The organism is Lysobacter cavernae (genome assembly GCF_042648505.1).
Lineage (GTDB): Bacteria > Pseudomonadota > Gammaproteobacteria > Xanthomonadales > Xanthomonadaceae > Lysobacter_L > Lysobacter_L cavernae.
This window is the reverse complement of the sequence record NZ_JBHRXK010000001.1, coordinates 669,737-686,050: the sequence shown is the minus strand read 5'-3', so window position 1 is coordinate 686,050 and position 16,314 is coordinate 669,737. Positions and strand designations below refer to the sequence as shown.

Annotated in this window: 13 protein-coding genes; 7 read left to right on the top strand and 6 right to left on the bottom strand. The window is 69.7% G+C overall.

Annotated features, from left to right (window positions below):
- The first annotated feature begins 94 nt into the window (after positions 1-94).
- Positions 95-565: a 23S rRNA (pseudouridine(1915)-N(3))-methyltransferase RlmH gene (rlmH, locus tag ACFOLC_RS02985; RefSeq protein WP_386757366.1), complete on the top strand. Its 471-nt coding sequence runs from the start codon at positions 95-97 to the stop codon at positions 563-565.
- A 642-nt stretch (positions 566-1,207) separates the two neighbouring features.
- On the opposite strand, the gene ACFOLC_RS02980 is transcribed toward rlmH, so the two are convergent.
- The gene (locus ACFOLC_RS02980; protein WP_386757364.1) at positions 1,208-1,897 is read right to left on the bottom strand and encodes an energy transducer TonB; all 690 of its coding nucleotides are present in this window, start codon (positions 1,895-1,897) and stop codon (positions 1,208-1,210) included.
- Between the two features lie 367 nt (positions 1,898-2,264).
- Positions 2,265-2,939: an SIMPL domain-containing protein gene (locus tag ACFOLC_RS02975; RefSeq protein ID WP_386757362.1), complete on the bottom strand. Its 675-nt coding sequence runs from the start codon at positions 2,937-2,939 to the stop codon at positions 2,265-2,267.
- A 238-nt stretch (positions 2,940-3,177) separates the two neighbouring features.
- Here ACFOLC_RS02975 and ACFOLC_RS02970 point away from each other — a divergent pair, with 238 nt between their 5' ends.
- The 4 genes from ACFOLC_RS02970 to tldD all read left to right on the top strand — a co-directional run bounded on the left by ACFOLC_RS02970 (position 3,178) and on the right by tldD (position 10,736).
- Entirely contained in the window at positions 3,178-3,762 is a 585-nt protein-coding gene (locus tag ACFOLC_RS02970; RefSeq protein ID WP_386757360.1) for a Maf family protein, read from the top strand.
- Positions 3,759-5,252, top strand: coding sequence for a ribonuclease G (gene rng, locus ACFOLC_RS02965; protein WP_386757358.1), 1,494 nt, complete (start codon positions 3,759-3,761; stop codon positions 5,250-5,252). The genes ACFOLC_RS02970 and rng overlap by 4 nt, the downstream gene beginning before the upstream one ends.
- A gap of 117 nt (positions 5,253-5,369) precedes the next feature.
- Complete coding sequence (locus ACFOLC_RS02960) at positions 5,370-9,203, top strand: YhdP family protein (protein ID WP_386757356.1); 3,834 nt, start codon at positions 5,370-5,372, stop codon at positions 9,201-9,203.
- Positions 9,204-9,278: 75 nt separating this feature from the next.
- Entirely contained in the window at positions 9,279-10,736 is a 1,458-nt protein-coding gene (gene tldD / locus ACFOLC_RS02955; RefSeq protein WP_386757354.1) for a metalloprotease TldD, read from the top strand.
- A gap of 338 nt (positions 10,737-11,074) precedes the next feature.
- On the opposite strand, the gene yjgA is transcribed toward tldD, so the two are convergent.
- Complete coding sequence (yjgA, locus tag ACFOLC_RS02950; protein WP_386757352.1) at positions 11,075-11,629, bottom strand: ribosome biogenesis factor YjgA; 555 nt, start codon at positions 11,627-11,629, stop codon at positions 11,075-11,077.
- A 131-nt stretch (positions 11,630-11,760) separates the two neighbouring features.
- On the opposite strand from yjgA, the gene pmbA reads away from it, so the two are divergent.
- Both pmbA and ACFOLC_RS02940 read left to right on the top strand, forming a co-directional pair.
- Positions 11,761-13,134: a metalloprotease PmbA gene (gene pmbA, locus ACFOLC_RS02945; RefSeq protein ID WP_386757953.1), complete on the top strand. Its 1,374-nt coding sequence runs from the start codon at positions 11,761-11,763 to the stop codon at positions 13,132-13,134.
- 94 nt (positions 13,135-13,228) lie between these two features.
- Positions 13,229-13,645, top strand: coding sequence for a DUF4870 domain-containing protein (locus ACFOLC_RS02940; RefSeq protein ID WP_386757350.1), 417 nt, complete (start codon positions 13,229-13,231; stop codon positions 13,643-13,645).
- Between the two features lie 154 nt (positions 13,646-13,799).
- Here ACFOLC_RS02940 and ACFOLC_RS02935 read toward each other — a convergent pair whose 3' ends face one another.
- Genes ACFOLC_RS02935 through tilS form a run of 3 tightly spaced genes read right to left on the bottom strand, consistent with a single transcriptional unit; the run spans position 13,800 to position 16,290 of the window.
- Positions 13,800-14,681: a polyprenyl synthetase family protein gene (locus tag ACFOLC_RS02935; protein ID WP_386757348.1), complete on the bottom strand. Its 882-nt coding sequence runs from the start codon at positions 14,679-14,681 to the stop codon at positions 13,800-13,802.
- Complete coding sequence (locus tag ACFOLC_RS02930; protein ID WP_386757346.1) at positions 14,674-14,946, bottom strand: exodeoxyribonuclease VII small subunit; 273 nt, start codon at positions 14,944-14,946, stop codon at positions 14,674-14,676. Before ACFOLC_RS02930 ends, ACFOLC_RS02935 begins: the two co-directional genes overlap by 8 nt.
- Positions 14,947-14,997: 51 nt before the next feature.
- Entirely contained in the window at positions 14,998-16,290 is a 1,293-nt protein-coding gene (gene tilS / locus ACFOLC_RS02925) for a tRNA lysidine(34) synthetase TilS (protein ID WP_386757344.1), read from the bottom strand.
- Positions 16,291-16,314: the final 24 nt, after the last annotated feature.

Below are 16,314 nucleotides of genomic sequence, written 5' to 3'. Positions count from 1 at the left end.
GGAGCCTGCACGCTAGGGGCGCGGCGTGGCCGCCATATGACACTGCCGTGTCAAAGCGCTGGATCGTGACGGGCTGCCGCTACCATGCGTGCCGATGAAAGCGAAATTGATCGCCGTCGGCGAACGCGCGCCGCGCTGGGTCGCCGACGGCTTCGGCGAATACCAGAAGCGCCTGTCGCACTGGCTGCCACTGGAACTGGTCGAGATCGAGCCCGGTCTGCGCGGCAAAGGCCGCGACGCCGCGCGCGCGACGCAGGACGAGGGTGCGCGCGTGCTGGCCGCGTTGCCGAAGAACGCCTGCGTGGTGACGCTCGACGGCCGCGGCCGGACCTGGTCCTCGGAACAACTGGCGCAGCGGCTGGAGCACTGGCGCGGGCAGGGGCGCGATCTCGCCTTCCTGATTGGCGGCCCCGAAGGTCATGCACCCGAGGTGATCGCGCGCGGTGACGAGTCGTGGTCTCTGGGGCCGCTGACCCTGCCGCACATGCTGGTGCGGCTGGTGGTGGCCGAGCAGTTGTATCGCGCGGCCGCGTTGCTGGCGAATCATCCGTATCACCGGGCGTGACATGGCCGGGGACGGCGCGCGTCAGGCGGTCGCGTGTTGCACATTGGCGAGGGGGCGTCAGGGGACGACATGAAGTCACTAACGAACGGAGTCAAGGTATATGAAGGATTCACGATCCAGGTTCATTCGGCTGTTCCTGGCGGGCTTGCTGGCTGCCGGAATTGGCAGCGCGCATGCAGCCGATACCCATGTTTCGCATGTCACGGCGCGTGCCGAGTATTCGGCCAACTCGCTGGAAGGGCTCCAGATCCAGCAGTGGCTGGTTGAGCAGGGCGCACCAAGTCCGCCGGGCGTTACCACCCGCTTTTCGGGGAGGGACCGCTTGACGGTGTCCCGTACCTTGGCGGTGGCCTCCTCGGGCGCACCGGGTTTTGTTGCGGCCGGACCAGGAAGTGGCCCCCCGGTGCCGCTCCCTGCCTCGGGTACTCCCGGTGAAACGATCGCCATCACCCATGTCAGCGGAGGTTTCATCGAGTCATGGACCTACCAGTGGACGGGGAGCGCGACAGGTGGCACCTGGGGGCTCATCAGATACACCTACGAAAAGGTCCGAGTGGGTCCGGCACCGGGTTGAGTCGGGAATGGAGTGCTTGAATGTCAGACGCCCCGCATTGAGGGGCGTTTTTGTTGGTGCCACAGGATTCAATCGAGCTTGAACTCGATCGGCACCCGTCCCAGCGCCTGCACCGGTCGGCCGTACTGCAGCGCCGGCTCGAAGGTCCAGCGCGTGAGCACCACCCGGCGCGCGGCCTGGTCGAGCACACGGTGGCCGCTGCTGCGCACCACGCGCGCCTCGATCGGCTTGCCGTCGACGTCGACCAGGATTTCCAGCTCGACCGTGCCGGTCAGGCCGTCGCGCACCGCGGCGCCGGGGTAGGCCGGCGGCGGTGCCGACAACGTCTGAAGTTGCGCGCCGGCTTGGGGCAGGGTGGGTGCCAGCGAGGCCACGCCCTGCTCGCCGACGGGGTCGGCCGGGGCCAAGGCCTCGTCACCGGGCTGGCTGTCGGCGACCGGCTCGAGCGGGGGCGTCTCGATGCGTGGCTGCGGGGTCGTGACGGCCGGCTGGCGAGCGGTTTTCGGCACCACTGGTACAGGCACTGGTTCGGACGTGATTGGCTTCGGCTTGGCGCGCACCACCTGGATCAGGACCGGGTTGTCGTCACGGCGCGGCAGAGTCAGCAGCTGCGGTGCGGTCAACGGCACCAGCAGCAACAGCAGCAGCGCGGCGTTGACCGCGAGGGCGCCGGCGTTGGCGACGATGCGGTTGCCGTCGAGCCGCGGCGGCTCGAACGCGCCGGACCGATGGGAAGGGAGAGCGATCGCGTGCGTCATCTCGGACCTCCTTGGGTTGCCTGTGAGTGACAACGCATGGACGACGGCTGCGGGGTTGACTCGGTGCGGCTCGATGCGGCGGATCAATGCTGACGAGATCCATGCCGAAGCCGGAGGCCCGCAAACGAAGCAGGCCCGCCAAGGCGGGCCTGCTCGTCATGACAACGCGTATTCAGTGCTTGTCGACGCGGTCCGGCATCGGGTCCGGGTCGCGGTCCAAGCCGCCCGCGTCCGGGTTCGGCGCCTTGCGCGGGTGTGGCTGGGCGGCGTCCTCGCGGTCGCGCGGGTTTGGCTCGGCGTAGCCGGGGTTGCGCCCCGGTTTGGGGTCGGGGGCGGGCGGGGCGGTTTTGCCGGCGCGGCCCATCGCTCAGCGGCCCAGTTCGAACACGACGTCGAGATTGACCGACAGCGTGCTTTCGCCCGGCGCGATCGGCGTGTCGTAGGCCTCCTTGGCGCGGCCCATGGCCATCATCGCCATCGGCCGCGGCGGCGCGAAACCACCGCCCTCGCTGAGGCTGACGATGCGGCGCACCTTCATGCCCAGGGTCTTGGCGTACATCTCGGCCCGCGCCTGGGCCTTTTCCACGGCGGCACGACGGGCCTCGTCGTAGGCGCTGTCCTTTTCCTTGTCGTCGATGTCGAAGCTGGGGCCGTTGATCTGGTTGGCGCCGGTGGCGACCAGGGCATCGAGGATCTTGCCGAGCTTGGCGATGTCGCGCACGGTCAGATTGACGTTGTTGCTGGCCTGGTAGCCGGTGATGGTCGGCGGCTGGTTCTCGCCGTACTTGTACTGCGGGTTGAGGTTGACGCCGCTGGTCTGGATGTCGCGCTCGGCGATGCCGGCGGCCTTGATCGCGGTGACCACCCGGGTCATCTGCTCAGCGTTGGCGCGCAGCGCGCTGTTGGCATCGCTTGCCTGGGTGACCACGCCGGTCGAGACCGTGGCGATGTCCGGGATGCGCTTGGCCTCGGCCTGCGCCGACACCGAGAGCAGGGTGCCGTCGGTGGCTACATAAGGGGTGGTCTGCGCGCTGGCGGTCATGAAAGGCGTGGCTCCAAAGACTAGGGCGACCGCGAGAACGGGCGCGAGGACAAACTGGCGCGGGGCGAAGCGGGACGGACGGGGGGCGCGCGGGACAGCTTTCCTGAGGTCAGGCATTTGCAACTCCTGGAGATCGGATCAAGGGTCTTGCCGATGCAGTGAACGATTCGTGAGCCCGATCGGGGTTACGCGGTCGGCCGCGGCTGCGGCTCAGTCAGTGCAGGTTATGCTTTTGCCGATGCTCTATCTCGCCTCGAAATCTCCCCGCCGCCGTGAATTGCTGGGCCGCCTGCTGTCGGGTGCGCCCGGTCAGGAGTTCGGTGTGCTCGACCTCGACATCCCCGAGCACCCGCAGCCCGGCGAACCGGCCGAAGACTACGTGCGCCGCGTCGCCCGCGAGAAGGCCGGGGCCGGCCTGCTGCAGGTGGTCGGCAATCCGACCGCGGTCGTGCTCGGCTCCGACACCGAGGTTGTGCTGAACGGTGAGGTGTTCGGCAAGCCGCGCGACGACGCCGATGCCGTGGACATGCTGCGCAAGCTGTCCGGGCGCACCCACCAGGTGATCTCGGCGGTGTCGCTGGTGTCGCCGGCGCGCGAGGCGCAGGCGGTGTCGCTGTCGGAGGTCACCTTCGCCGCATTGAGCCCGGCCCAGATCGACGCCTACGTCGCCAGCGGCGAGCCGCACGGCCGCGCCGGCGCCTACGCCATCCAGGGCCTGGCCGAGAGCTTCACCACCCGCCTGGCCGGCAGCTACTCCGGGGTGATGGGCCTGCCGCTGTACGAGACCGCGACGCTGCTGCGCCAGTTCGGAGTGCTGGCATGACCGAGGAGATCCTGGTCAACGTCACCCCGCGCGAGACCCGTGTCGCGGTGGTCGAAAACGGCATGCTGCAGGAGCTGCACATCGAACGCGGATGGCGCCGTGGCGTGGTCGGCAACATCTACAAGGGCCGGGTGCAGCGGGTAATGCCGGGCATGCAGGCGGCCTTCGTCGAGATCGGCCTGGAGCGTGCCGCGTTCCTGCACGCCGCCGACATCATCAAGCCGACCCCGGTCGCCGAAGGCGAGAACGCCGGCGAAGAGGCCCCACTGCCGCCGGCCCCGACCCGGCCGATCGCCGAGCTGCTGCGCGAGGGCCAGGAGATCATCGTGCAGGTGGTCAAGGACCCGATCGGCAGCAAGGGCGCGCGCCTGACCACCCAGCTCAGCATTCCCTCGCGCTATCTGGTGCTGTTGCCGCGCACGCGCGTGGTCGGCGTGTCGGCGCGCATCGAGGACGAGGCCGAGCGCGTGCGCCTGAAGACCCACGTGACCGCGCTGGCGCCCAGCGGCGCCCACCAGGGCTACATCGTGCGCACCAACGCCGAGGGCCAGCCCGAGGAAGCGCTGGCCGAGGACGTGACCTACCTGAGCCGCGTCTGGGCACTGATCGAGGAGCGCTCGAAGAACGCCCGCGTCGGCGAGCGAGTCTACGAGGACCTGAGCCTGCCGCTGCGCGCGGTGCGTGACCTGATGCGCAAGGACGTGGAGAAGGTCAAGGTCGACTCGCGCGAGACCTGCGAGCGGCTGCGCACGTTCGCCGCGCAGTACATGCCCGGGCTCGACGAGAAGATCGAGCATTACACCGGCGCGCGACCGATCTTCGACCTGTACGGCGTCGAGGATGAGATCCAGCGCGCGCTCGACAAGCAGGTGCCGCTCAAGTCCGGCGGTTATCTCGTCATCGACCAGACCGAGGCGATGACCACGGTCGACATCAACACCGGCTCGTTCCTCGGCCAGCGCAACCTCGAGGAAACGGTGTACCGCACCAACCTGGAGGCGGCGCAATCGGTCGCGCGGCAACTGCGCCTGCGCAACCTGGGCGGCATCATCATCATCGACTTCATCGACATGACCGATGCCGAGCACAAGCGCCAGGTGCTGCGCCAGCTCGAAAAAGCCCTGGCACGCGACCACGCCAAGACCACGGTCTACGAGTTCTCGCCGCTGGGTCTGGTCGAGATGACGCGCAAGCGCACCACCGAGAGCCTGGAGCGGCAGCTGAGCGAGCCCTGCCACGAGTGCGGCGGCCGCGGCACGCTGAAGACGCCGGAGACCGTGACCTATGAGATCTTCCGCGACATCGTCCGCCAGGTACGCCAGTTCGATGCGCAGCGGTTGCTGGTGATCGCCTCGCCCAAGGTCGTCGCGCGCATCACCGACGAGGAGTCGGCGGCGGTGGCCGAGCTTGAGGAATTTCTCGCCAAGTCGATCCGCTTCCAGCCCGACGAGCAGTATGCGCAGGAGCAGTTCGATGTCGTGCTGCTTTGAGGCCGTGATTGGTGATTGGGGATTGGTGATTGGCAAGAGCGAAGGCGCGAACCTGTTTTTTCCCCGAATCACGAATCACGAATCACGAATCACAGCGCAACGCGGAGCGAGGCGCTGATGCCGACGCCGCTGCGCCGCCGCCTGCGCCTGGCCCGCCGAGGCCTGGCCTATTCGGCCGCGATCGCGCTGGTGCTGGTCGCGCTGCTGCTGGCCATCGCCAGTCAGGTGCTGCCACTGGCCGAGAGCAATCCGCAGCGCATCGCGGCCTGGCTGAGCGAACGCGCCGGGCGTCCGGTTTCGTTCGACCGGGTCGCGACCGACTGGACCCGGCGCGGACCACTGCTGAGGCTGGACAATCTGCGCGTCGGCGAAGGCACACAGGCCTTCACTGTTGGTGACACCGAGATGCTGGTGTCGCTGTACGCCGGCCTGTTGCCCGGGCATGCGTTCTCGGAGCTGCGCCTGCGCGGCCTCGACCTGACCCTGGAGCGCGCCGAAGACGGCCGCTGGAAAGTGCGTGGCCTGCCCGGGCAGGAGCAGCCGGCGCAGCGTGATCCGCTGTCGGCGTTGGAAGGGCTCGGCGAACTGCAGGTGATCGGCGGCAAGCTCGCGGTGCTCGCGCCGCAACTGGGCATCGACGCCCGCATTCCCAAGATCGACCTGCGCCTGCGCGTCAACGGCGACCGTGTGCGCGCCGGCGTGCGCGCCTGGCCCAGCGTCGGCGCGGCCGGCGCCGCGACTTCGCCGCTCGACGCCGTGCTCGATTTCGACCGCAAGCGCGGCGACGGCCGCGCCTATGTCGGTTCGCGCCGCGTCGACCTGGCCGCGTGGGCGCCGTTGGCGCAACTGGCCGGCATCGGCAGCGAGTCCGGCCAGGGCCGTGCCGAGGCCTGGGCCGAGTTGCGCGGCCATCGCATCGCCCAGGTGACAGTGGATGCGCAGCTCGATCGCGTCGGCCTGCGTGGCGCACCGCTGGCGAACCGTGCCGAAGTCCCGCGCGTCACCTTCCAGAACATCGCAATGCGCGCGCGTTGGCGATTGGTCGAAGGCGGCTGGCGCGTCGACGCGCCGACGCTGCGCATCGGCAGCGGTGAACAGCAGCAATCGCTGGACGGCCTGGTGATTGCCGGCGGCGAGCGTTACGCCTTGCTGGCCGAGCGCATCGATGTCGGGCCGCTGCTGGCGGTGGCGGCGCTCAGCGATCGCCTGTCGCCGGGGCTGCGGCAATGGCTGCAGACCACGCGTCCGCATGTCGCGCTGCAACGGATCGAAGTCAGCGGCCGACGCGGTGGCGCGATGCGTGCGCATGCCCGTCTCGACGCGTTTGGCTTCGCCGCGGTGGGTGATTCGCCGGGTCTGCAAGGTCTGGGGGGCGAGTTCGACGGTGACGCCGACGGTTTCAGCCTGCAGTTCGATCCGGCTTCAAAGCTGCGTTTCGACTGGCCCCGCGGTTTCGGCGTGAGCCACGCGGTGGCGTTGCAAGGCACGGTCAGCGGCTGGCGCGAAGGCGGTGGTTGGCGCGTTGGTACGCCGGCGCTGCGGATCAAGGGCGACGGCTTCGGCGTGCACGCGCGCGGCGGCCTGTGGTGGCAGGGCGACGGCTCGCGGCCGCGGATCGACCTCGCCGCCGACATCGATGAGGCCGCGCTACCGGTCGCCAAGGGCTTCTGGGTCCGCCACCGGATGTCGGCCAACGTGGTCCAGTGGCTGGACCACGCGTTGATCGGCGGCCAACTCCGCAACGGCCACGCGATCGTCTCGGGCGATCTTGACGACTGGCCGTTCCGCGACCGCAACGGCCGCTTCGAGGCCACCGCGCAACTGAGCCAGGCGATCATCAAGTTCCAGCGCGATTGGCCGGCGATGGACGCGATCGATGCCGATGTCGCCTTCATCGCCGATGGTTTCAGCGTCGACGGCCACGGCCGGCTGGCCGGGGTCGAGGTGCCGCAGGTGCACGCGGCCGTCGATCACTACAAGGGCGGCGCGCTGGTCGTGCAGGCGCAAGGCGCCGCTGATGCCACGCAGCTGCTCGCGCTGCTGCGGCAGAGCCCGCTGCAGAAGGAGCACGCCGAGACCCTGAAGCAGCTCAGCGCCAGCGGCGCCGCCCAGGTCGGTTTCGGCATGGACCTGCCGCTGCGTCCCGGCGCCGTCACCACCATCGCCGGTAGTGTCGAGCTCAAGGACGCCAAGCTCGCCGACCCGCGTTGGAAGCTGGCTTTCGATCAGGTCAACGGCCGCGCCGAGTACGCCCGCGGCGGGTTCCGCGCCGATGATCTGCGTGTGCGCTACAACGGCCAGCCGGGGCGGCTGTCGCTGCGTGCGGGTAACGATTTCGTGCGCGATCGCGATCACGCGTTCGAGGGCGGGCTCGAGGCGACCCTGGCCGCGAGCGAGCTGATCGACCGCGCGCCGGAGCTGGCGTGGCTGAAGCCCTACCTCGACGGCCGCTCGCCCTGGACGATCGGAATCGCGATCCCGAAGGCCGCGGCCGGCCAGGCCGGGCCGACCCTGCTGCAACTGCAATCGAACCTGGTCGGTACGGCGTTGACGTTGCCGCGGCCGCTGCGCAAGTCGGCCGGTGAGTCACTGGCCGCGACGATCGAAACGCCACTGCCGATGGGCAGCGGCGATATCCGCGTCAACCTCGGCCAGCGCATCGCCGTGCGCGCGCGCAGCGGCAACGGCCAGACCGGCGTGCGCATCGCCCTGGGCGCGCAGCGCGTCGACGAGGCGCCGCCGGTGCACGGCCTGGTCGCCAGCGGCCACGCCGACGCGCTCGACGCGATCGACTGGATCGCCCTGACCCACGGTGGCAGCGGTGGTGGCCTGCCGCTGCAGCGCATCGATGTGACCGCGCAGCACCTCAACCTGCTCGGTGGCGCGTTCGCCGACACCCGCGTGGTGGTGGTGCCGGCCGCACAGGGCGCGACCGCGGTGCAGGCCGAAGGCGCGGCCTTGAACGGCGCTTTACTGATCCCGGCCGGGCAGGGGGCGCCGATTGCCGGTCGCTTCGATCGTTTCCACTGGCGACCGGCCAAGTCGGGCGGTGCCGACGCGGCACCCACCACCGCGGCCGCCGGCGACGACGCGTTCGACCCGGCCAAGGTGCCGCCGTTGACCTTCGACATCGCCGACCTGCGTATTGCCGACGCCCGACTGGGTGTGGCCAAGCTGCGCACCCGCCCGACCGCGACCGGCATGCGCATCGAGCAGGTGCAGACCCGTGCCGAGCAGCAGCGCATCGACCTGAGCGGTGACTGGCACGGCCGCGGCACGGCGGCGCGTACGCAGTTCGACGTCAAGATCGACAGCGAGAACTTCGGTCGCCTGCTCGCCGGTTTCGGCTTCGGCGAACAGCTGGCCGGTGGCGAGGGCTCGATCCACTTTGACGCGGGCTGGGCCGGCAGCCCGGCGGCGTTCAACGTCGCCACGCTGGACGGCCGTCTCGATGCCGACATCCGCAACGGTCGCCTGCTGGAAATCGAACCCGGCGCCGGTCGCGTGCTCGGCCTGCTCAGCCTGGCCCAGCTGCCGCGACGGCTGATGCTGGATTTCCGCGACTTCTTCTCCAAGGGCTTCGCCTTCAACCGCGCCGGTGGCCAGATCCGCTTTGCCGGTGGCAGCGCGCGCAGCGACAACCTCAGCATCGACGGCCCGGCCGCGGCGATCAGCATCCGCGGCAGCGCCAACCTGCGCAGCCAGAGCTTCGACCAGACCATCGAGGTGCGGCCCAAGGCCGGCAACCTGCTGACGGTGGCCGGCGCGATCGCCGGCGGCCCGGTCGGCGCGGCGATCGGCGCGGCCGCCAATGCGGTGCTGCAGAAGCCGCTGGGCCAGCTGGCCGCCAAGACCTACCGCGTCACCGGCCCCTGGAAGGAGCCCAAGGTCGAGGTGATCGGCAGCGAGCAAAGCCGCGTCTCGGCCCGGGCCCCGCCGGGAGCCGGCTGACCTCCCGGTTGAACCACCGCGCGCCCGGCCGCATGTAATGGGCCGTAAAGCCTACTTTTTTGGAATGACCCGCCGATGACCCTGCCCATCCAGATCGCCGAATCCCGCCTGCTGCTGCCCGCCGGGCTCGATGCCGGTGGCCTCGAACGCACCTTCGGCACGCTGCTCGGCCCGGGCGTGGACTTTGGCGACCTGTACTTCCAGCACGCCCGCCGCGAGAGCTGGACGGTCGAGGACGGCATCGTCAAGGACGGCGCGCATTCGATCGAGCAGGGCGTAGGCGTGCGCGCGATCAGCGGCGAGAAGACCGGCTTCGCCTATTCCGACGAGATCAACACGCCGGCACTGCTGGCGGCGTCGAAGTCGGCGCGCACGATTTCAAAAGGCATGGCTGCCCGTGACGGTTCAAGCCAGGCCCCGCACGCACTGGTGCGCGGCGGCGGCCGCTCGCTGTATCCGGCCGAAGACCCCATCGACGGCTACGCCAACGAGGCCAAGGTCGAGGCGCTGCGCCGCATCGACAAGCTGTTGCGCGCCGCCGATCCGCGCGTGCAGCAGGTGATGGTGAGCCTGTCCGGCGGCGTCGACACCGTGCTGGTCGCGCGCAGCGACGGCGTGCTCGCCGCCGACGTGCGTCCGCTGGTGCGGCTCAACGTGCAGGTGATCGTCGAGCAGAACGGTCGCCGCGAGAGCGGCTATTCCGGTGGCGGCGGCCGCTACAGTTATGCGCAGTTGCTCGACGGCGACAAGCCCGAGCAGTTCGCGCGCGAGGCGCTGCGCCAGGCCTTGGTCAATCTAGATGCGATCGATGCACCCGCCGGGGTGATGCCTGTAGTGCTCGGCAGTGGCTGGCCCGGCGTGCTGCTGCACGAGGCGGTCGGCCACGGCCTGGAAGGCGATTTCAACCGCAAGGGCACCTCGACCTACGCCGGCCGCATGGGCCAGCGCGTGGCATCAAAGGGCGTCACCATCGTCGATGACGGCACCCTGCCGGGCCGGCGCGGCTCGCTCAACGTCGACGACGAGGGCACGCCGACCAGCTGCACCACCTTGATCGAGGACGGTGTCCTCGTCGGCTACATGCAGGACACGCTCAACGCGCGCCTGATGGGTATGGCGCCGACCGGCAACGGCCGCCGCGAGTCGTTCGCGCACCTGCCGATGCCGCGCATGACCAATACCTACATGCTGGCCGGACAACACGACCCGGAAGAGATGATCCGCTCGATCAAGAAGGGCCTGTATGCGGTCAACTTCGGCGGCGGCCAGGTCGACATCACGTCCGGCAAGTACGTGTTCTCGGCGACCGAGGCGTATCTGATCGAGGATGGCAAGGTCACCGCGCCGGTCAAGGGCGCGACCCTGATCGGCAACGGCCCGGAGACGATGCAACGGGTGAAGATGATCGGCCACGACCTGGCCCTGGACGAAGGCGTCGGCGTGTGCGGCAAGGACGGGCAGAGCGTGCCGGTCGGCGTCGGTCAGCCGTCGCTGCTGATCGATCAGCTGACCGTGGGCGGTACGCAGGCGTGAGGCTGAATGTTCCCTTCTCCCAGTGGGGCGACGCCGCACTGCTTGCGCGCCATTGGCGCGCGTGCGGATGAGCGCCCGAGCCAATGGCTCGGGCCGGGCGCATAGCGAGGTGCTCGAAGGGCGGATGAGGGCGGACGGAGCTGCAACGGTGGAATCTCGCCTTTCCTTCTCCCTTCGGGAGAAGGTGCCCGAAGGGCGGGTGAGGGTGGACGGAGCTGCAGGGGTGGAATGTGGCGCAGCGCATTGCTGCACTGACAGTGTGAAGACTGATGCTTCGCCGACCCTCACCCCAACCACTCTCACCTCTGGACACCCTTCGGGCGCCGAGGGGAGAGGGGCTAAAGTGCGTCCTCGCTGTCGTTTTCGCTTTCGCCACCACCCAGCATCAACTCCCGCAGCACGCGGTACAGCTCGCGGTAAGCCCGCGGCGGCTTGTTGCGCTTGCGTTCTTCCAGCGCGTTGCGCACCAGCTGTCGCAGCTGTTGACGGTCCGCGTCCGGGTGGGTGTCGAGCAGTTCGGCCAGGGCCGCGTCACCATCGGCGAGCAGGCGCTCGCGCCAGGCCTCGACGCGGTGCATCGCCGCGACTTCGCGCCGCGCGGCATCGCCCTTCTCGTCGAGCGCATCGCGCAGCACGTCCAGGACGTCTTCATCCTCGCGCCGAATCTGCTTGGCCAGGAACGCCAGCTGCCGCTTGTGCGCGACATGCGCGGTGATGCGCTTGCACTCGCGGATGTGCGGCAGCAGCGATTCGGGCACGGGCAGCTTGGCCAGCTGCGCCTCGGTCAGCGCCACCAGCTTCTCGCCCAGCGCCAGCACCTCCAGCGCATCGCGCCGGTTCTGGCTGCGGCTGGAGCTGAAAAATTCGCCGGTTTCTTCGTCTCTACCACGCATAAGCTTGCTTTCCGCCGTCATTCCGGGCGCAGCGAGGAACCTGCTGGTCGCCACGCGCGGGTAAAGTCAAAAACAGATCCCTCGGCCTTCAGCCTCGGGATGACAGCAACAAGGATAAGCCATTGAGCCAGATCGCTCCCCAAAACACGCCCGCCTACGCCGCCTCGCTCGGCGACAGCCACGCCCGCCTCGACGCGCTCACCGGGCTGTCGCAGCGCCTGCTGGAGCGTTGCCGCGCCCACGGCGCCAGCCAGGCCGAAGTGTCGTGCTCGGAGGAATCCGGGCTCAGCGTCAACGTGCGCATGGGCGAGGTCGAGACGGTCGAGTCGACCCGCGACCGCGGCATTGCCGTCACCGTCTACTTCGGCCAGCGCAAGGGCAGTGCCAGCACCGCCGACCTGCGCGAGGACAGCCTCGATGCCACCGTCGAGCAGGCCTGCGCGATCGCGCGCCACACCGAGCACGATGCCGCCGCCGGCCTGGCCGAGGCCGAGCTGATGGCCCGCGACCTGCGCGAGTTCGACAGCTGGCATCCCTGGGTGATCGACGCCGACCGCGCGATCGACCTCGCCCTGGCCTGCGAACAGGCCGGGCGCGAGTCCGACGCCCGCATCGAGAACTCCGACGGGGCCTCGGTCGGCACCGGCGAGAGCATCGGCGTCTACGCCAACTCGCACGGCTTCATCGGCCACGAGCGCAGCACCCAGCACAGCCTCGGCTGCGCGCTGATCGCCGGCCGTGGCGACGCCATGCAGCGCGACGGCTGGTACAGCATCGCGCTGGCGGCCGACGATCTGGAACCGGCCGCGGCCATCGGCCGCAAGGCCGCGCAGCGTGCCGCCTCGCGTCTGGCGCCGCGGCAGATCGCCACCGGCGAGTACCCGGTGCTGTTCGCCGCCGAGATGGCGCGTTCGCTGGTCGGCCACCTGCTCGGCGCGGTGTCCGGTGGCGCGCTGTACCGCCGCGCCAGCTTCCTGCTCGATTCCGCCGGCACGCAGCTGTTCCCGGACTGGTTCGCGATCGACGAGTTGCCGTTCCTGTCGCGCGGTTTCCGCTCCAGCTCGTTCGACGCCGAAGGCGTGGCCACGCGCGAGTCGCCGCTGGTCAAGGGCGGCGTGCTGCAGCGTTACATCCTGGGCAGCTATTCGGCGCGCAAGCTCGGCCTGCAAACCACCGCCAACGCCGGTGGCGTGCACAACCTGCAGGTCGAGGCCAACGCCGGAGACTTCGAGGCGATGCTGGCCGGCATGGGCCGCGGTCTGCTGGTCACCGAGCTGATGGGGCAGGGCGTCAATACCGTCACCGGCGACTACTCGCGCGGCGCCGCCGGCTTCTGGATCGAGGACGGCCAGATCCAGTACCCGGTCGACGGCATCACCGTGGCCGGCAATCTGCGCAACATGTTCCAGTCGATCGAGGCGGTGGGCAGCGATGTCGACCCGCGCTCGCACGTGCGCACCGGTTCGATCCTGGTCGGGCGCATGACCGTGGCCGGCGAGACCTGAGCCGGCCCGACCATGACCTCCCGCGCTTGACCGGTCATCGCCGGCGGCCGACAGTGGCGGCAACCGAGCGGTTCATCTGACAAGGAGCGGGGCCATGAGCGAGTTCAACGAAGCACCGGAAAGCGGTTCGTCCTCTGGCGTCCCGGTCGAGCAACGGCAATGGGCGATGTTCGCGCACCTGTCGGCGATCGCCGGCGCCGTGCTGACCTCGGGTGTCGGCGGCTGGGGCACCTTCCTCGGGCCGCTGGTCATCTGGCTGCTCAAGAAGGACACCATGCCCTTCGTCGACGACCAGGCCAAGGAAGCGCTGAACTACAACATCACCGTGGCGATCGTGTTCTTCGCGCTGTGGGTGCTGGTGTTCGTGACCCTGGGCATCGGCTTCCTGATTGCGATCCCGGCGTGGATCGTTGTCGGCATCGCCTGGCTGGTGTTCACCATCATTGCCGCGATCAAGGCCAACGACGGCGTCAGCTACCGCTATCCGTTCACGCTGCGACTGGTGAAGTAAGCATTACAGGCGCGATCGGATCATCGATCCCAAGCCGGTCATCCTGAGCGCAGCGAAGGATCTGCCGTGAGGCAGATCTGACCTGTGCTTGGAGTGACAGGGAGTTGCCGGGCCCGTTGACAGCGTTGCGTTGGCGACGGCAACACCGCCCGGCTCAGCGATCGCGTTCGATCGCCATACGGCCGAGCACGACAAGCGCATCGGCATGTTCGCCGAACGGCGCCAGAGCGTCCGTCATGGTCTGGCGCAGCGCGTGCAACCGCGCGCGCGAGGCCTCCAGGCCGATCAGCGCCGGGAACGTGGCCTTGTCCTGCGCCGCGTCCTTGCCGGCGGTCTTGCCCAGGGTGGCGCTGTCGCCCTCGATGTCGAGCAGGTCGTCGCGCACCTGGAAGGCCAGGCCGAGCGCGTCGGCGTAGCGGTCCAGGTGTTGCAGGTCGTCATTCGAGGCATCGCCGCACAGCGCGCCCAGGCGCACCGCGGCGCGGATCAGTGCGCCGGTCTTGAGCGCGTGCAGGTGCTCGAGTGCGGCCACCGACAAGGTGCCACCGTTGCCGGTCGCGGCCAGGTCCAGCGCCTGGCCGCCGCACATGCCGGCAGCGCCGGACGCGGTCGCCAGCGTGCGCAGCAGCGTGACGCGGACGCTGTCGTTGACGGGCGTGGCCGCCAGCACTTCGAAGGCGAGTGACTGCAGTGCGTCGCCGGCGAGGATCGCAGTGGCCTCGTCGAAGGCGACGTGCACGGTCGGTTGACCGCGTCGCAGGGCGTCGTCGTCCATCGCCGGCAGGTCGTCGTGGACCAGCGAGTAGGCGTGGATCAGTTCGACGGCGGTGGCGGCCGCGTCGAGCGCAGCTTCGTCGGCACGAAACAGATCGCCGGCTGCGTAGACCAGCAACGGGCGCATGCGCTTGCCGCCAAGCAGCACGGCATGGCGCATGGCCGCGTGCAGGCGCTGCGGCGGTGATTGCGGATCGGGCAGGGCACGCGCGAGCGCGGCGTCGGCGCGCTCGCGCCAGGCGCCCAGTCGGGGATCAAGCATCGTTGGGGTTTTGCGACGGCAGCGCGGCGAACGGTTCGGCGCTGGCCGGGTCCTGCGGGTCGCTGAGCAGGCGCACCCGCAGTTCGGCCTGCTCCAGCGCGGTCTGGCAGCGGCGGTACAGGCCGACGCCGCGTTCGTACGCGGCCAGCGAGTCTTCCAGGCTCATCTCGCCGTGTTCCATCTTCTCGACGAGTTGCTCGAGCGCGTCCAGGGACTGCTCGAAATCGGCGACGGGCGAGGGATCGGTGGCGGGTTTGCGCGGCATGGGCGAAGTGTGCGGCGACGCTGCGGGGTGGTCAATCGCAGGGTGTGGCGATTAGTCGTTCCAGCACAGTCTGGCACCGCGCGCGCGCAACCAGGCATCGAACGCGGCCGAATGGACCAGGTCGCCGGCCGCGAGCAAGGTGCCGCTGGCGTCGCTGAGCAACGGCAGGCGCTCGCGTTGCCAGGGCGGTACGCCCAGGTCCTGCAGCACATGCTTGAGCGCATGCGAGTGGGCGCGGCCGGGCAGGGTGATGCGCTCACCGCCCTGGCGGGCATGGACGACGAGGACGTCATCGAAACGGGCGCCTTCAAGGTGCAGTTCGCCGCCGCCGGGGAGTGGCAACGGTGCTGCCGCGTTCCACACGGCACGCCAGTCCGACGGCAGGGGCGGGCGGGATACGTCGGCGTGCAGCAGTTCGCGCCAGCTGCGCACCGCCGCACCGTGCCAGGCGAAGGCCGCGTCGGCATCGGCGCGCGCGGGCAGGACTTCGCTTTCGATGCGGGTGATGCCGTTGGCAGGCAGCGCAGGCAGGCCCAGCGCCGCGATCCAGCGACGCAGCACCCGTGCGCGCCGCGGCGCAGGCAGCGCGGCCACGGCAACGCGCGAGAGACAGTGCGGGTCGGCGGTGGCGACCGCAGCCAGGGCCTGCGCATCGCCGGTCTCCAGCAGGGCACTGGCTTCCGCGCAGAGGGTAGCCGACTGGGCGAAGGCGGCCTCGGCCTGTGGCCAGCGTTCGCGCAGCAGCGGCAGCACGCGCTGGCGCAGGAAGTTGCGGTCGAAAGCGGTGTCGGTGTTGCTGGGGTCGTCGATCCAGCGCAGTGCGTGCTGCTGCGCGTAGGCCAGCAGCTGCGCACGCGGCGCATCGAGCAATGGCCGCCACAGCCAGGCGTGGCCGAACCGGCGCCACGGCCGCATTGCAGCCAATCCGTCCGGACCGGAGGCGCGCAACGCCCGCAGCAGGAAGGTCTCGGCCTGGTCGTCGCGGTGGTGCGCCAGCGCCACCACCTCGCCGGGTGCCAGCACCGAGGCCAGCGCGGCGTGTCGCGCGTGCCGCGCCGCGGCCTCCGGGCCGTGCCCCGAGGCCACGGCGACGTCCACCTGCAGCGCGCGGAAAGGCACCTGCAGTTCGCGGCACACGGCTTCGCAGGCGGCGGCCCAGTGCGCGGAGTCGGCGTGCAGGCCGTGATCGACATGCACGGCGCGCAGGCCGCGCGCGCGGAAGTGGGCATCCGCCGCCAGCGCATGCAGCAGCACGGTCGAATCGAGGCCGCCGCTGAAGCCGACCACGATGGCGGTGTCGGCGGGAAGCTCGATGGGGGCAGCGGGAAGCGAATAGTGCGGCATCGCGCCCATCATCGGGCCGATCGG

Excerpts from the sequence above, each read along its gene's own strand:
- ACFOLC_RS02980 (WP_386757364.1), bottom strand. The coding sequence starts at position 1,897 with ATGACGCACGCGATCGCTCTCCCTTCCCATCGGTCCGGCGCGTTCGAG.
- yjgA (WP_386757352.1), bottom strand. The coding sequence starts at position 11,629 with ATGCGTGGTAGAGACGAAGAAACCGGCGAATTTTTCAGCTCCAGCCGC.
- tilS (WP_386757344.1), bottom strand. The coding sequence starts at position 16,290 with ATGCCGCACTATTCGCTTCCCGCTGCCCCCATCGAGCTTCCCGCCGAC.
- ACFOLC_RS02935 (WP_386757348.1), bottom strand. The coding sequence starts at position 14,681 with ATGCTTGATCCCCGACTGGGCGCCTGGCGCGAGCGCGCCGACGCCGCG.
- ACFOLC_RS02940 (WP_386757350.1), top strand. The coding sequence starts at position 13,229 with ATGAGCGAGTTCAACGAAGCACCGGAAAGCGGTTCGTCCTCTGGCGTC.
- rlmH (WP_386757366.1), top strand. The coding sequence starts at position 95 with ATGAAAGCGAAATTGATCGCCGTCGGCGAACGCGCGCCGCGCTGGGTC.
- ACFOLC_RS02975 (WP_386757362.1), bottom strand. The coding sequence starts at position 2,939 with ATGACCGCCAGCGCGCAGACCACCCCTTATGTAGCCACCGACGGCACC.
- ACFOLC_RS02930 (WP_386757346.1), bottom strand. The coding sequence starts at position 14,946 with ATGCCGCGCAAACCCGCCACCGATCCCTCGCCCGTCGCCGATTTCGAG.
- ACFOLC_RS02970 (WP_386757360.1), top strand. The coding sequence starts at position 3,178 with ATGCTCTATCTCGCCTCGAAATCTCCCCGCCGCCGTGAATTGCTGGGC.
- ACFOLC_RS02960 (WP_386757356.1), top strand. The coding sequence starts at position 5,370 with ATGCCGACGCCGCTGCGCCGCCGCCTGCGCCTGGCCCGCCGAGGCCTG.
- tldD (WP_386757354.1), top strand. The coding sequence starts at position 9,279 with ATGACCCTGCCCATCCAGATCGCCGAATCCCGCCTGCTGCTGCCCGCC.
- rng (WP_386757358.1), top strand. The coding sequence starts at position 3,759 with ATGACCGAGGAGATCCTGGTCAACGTCACCCCGCGCGAGACCCGTGTC.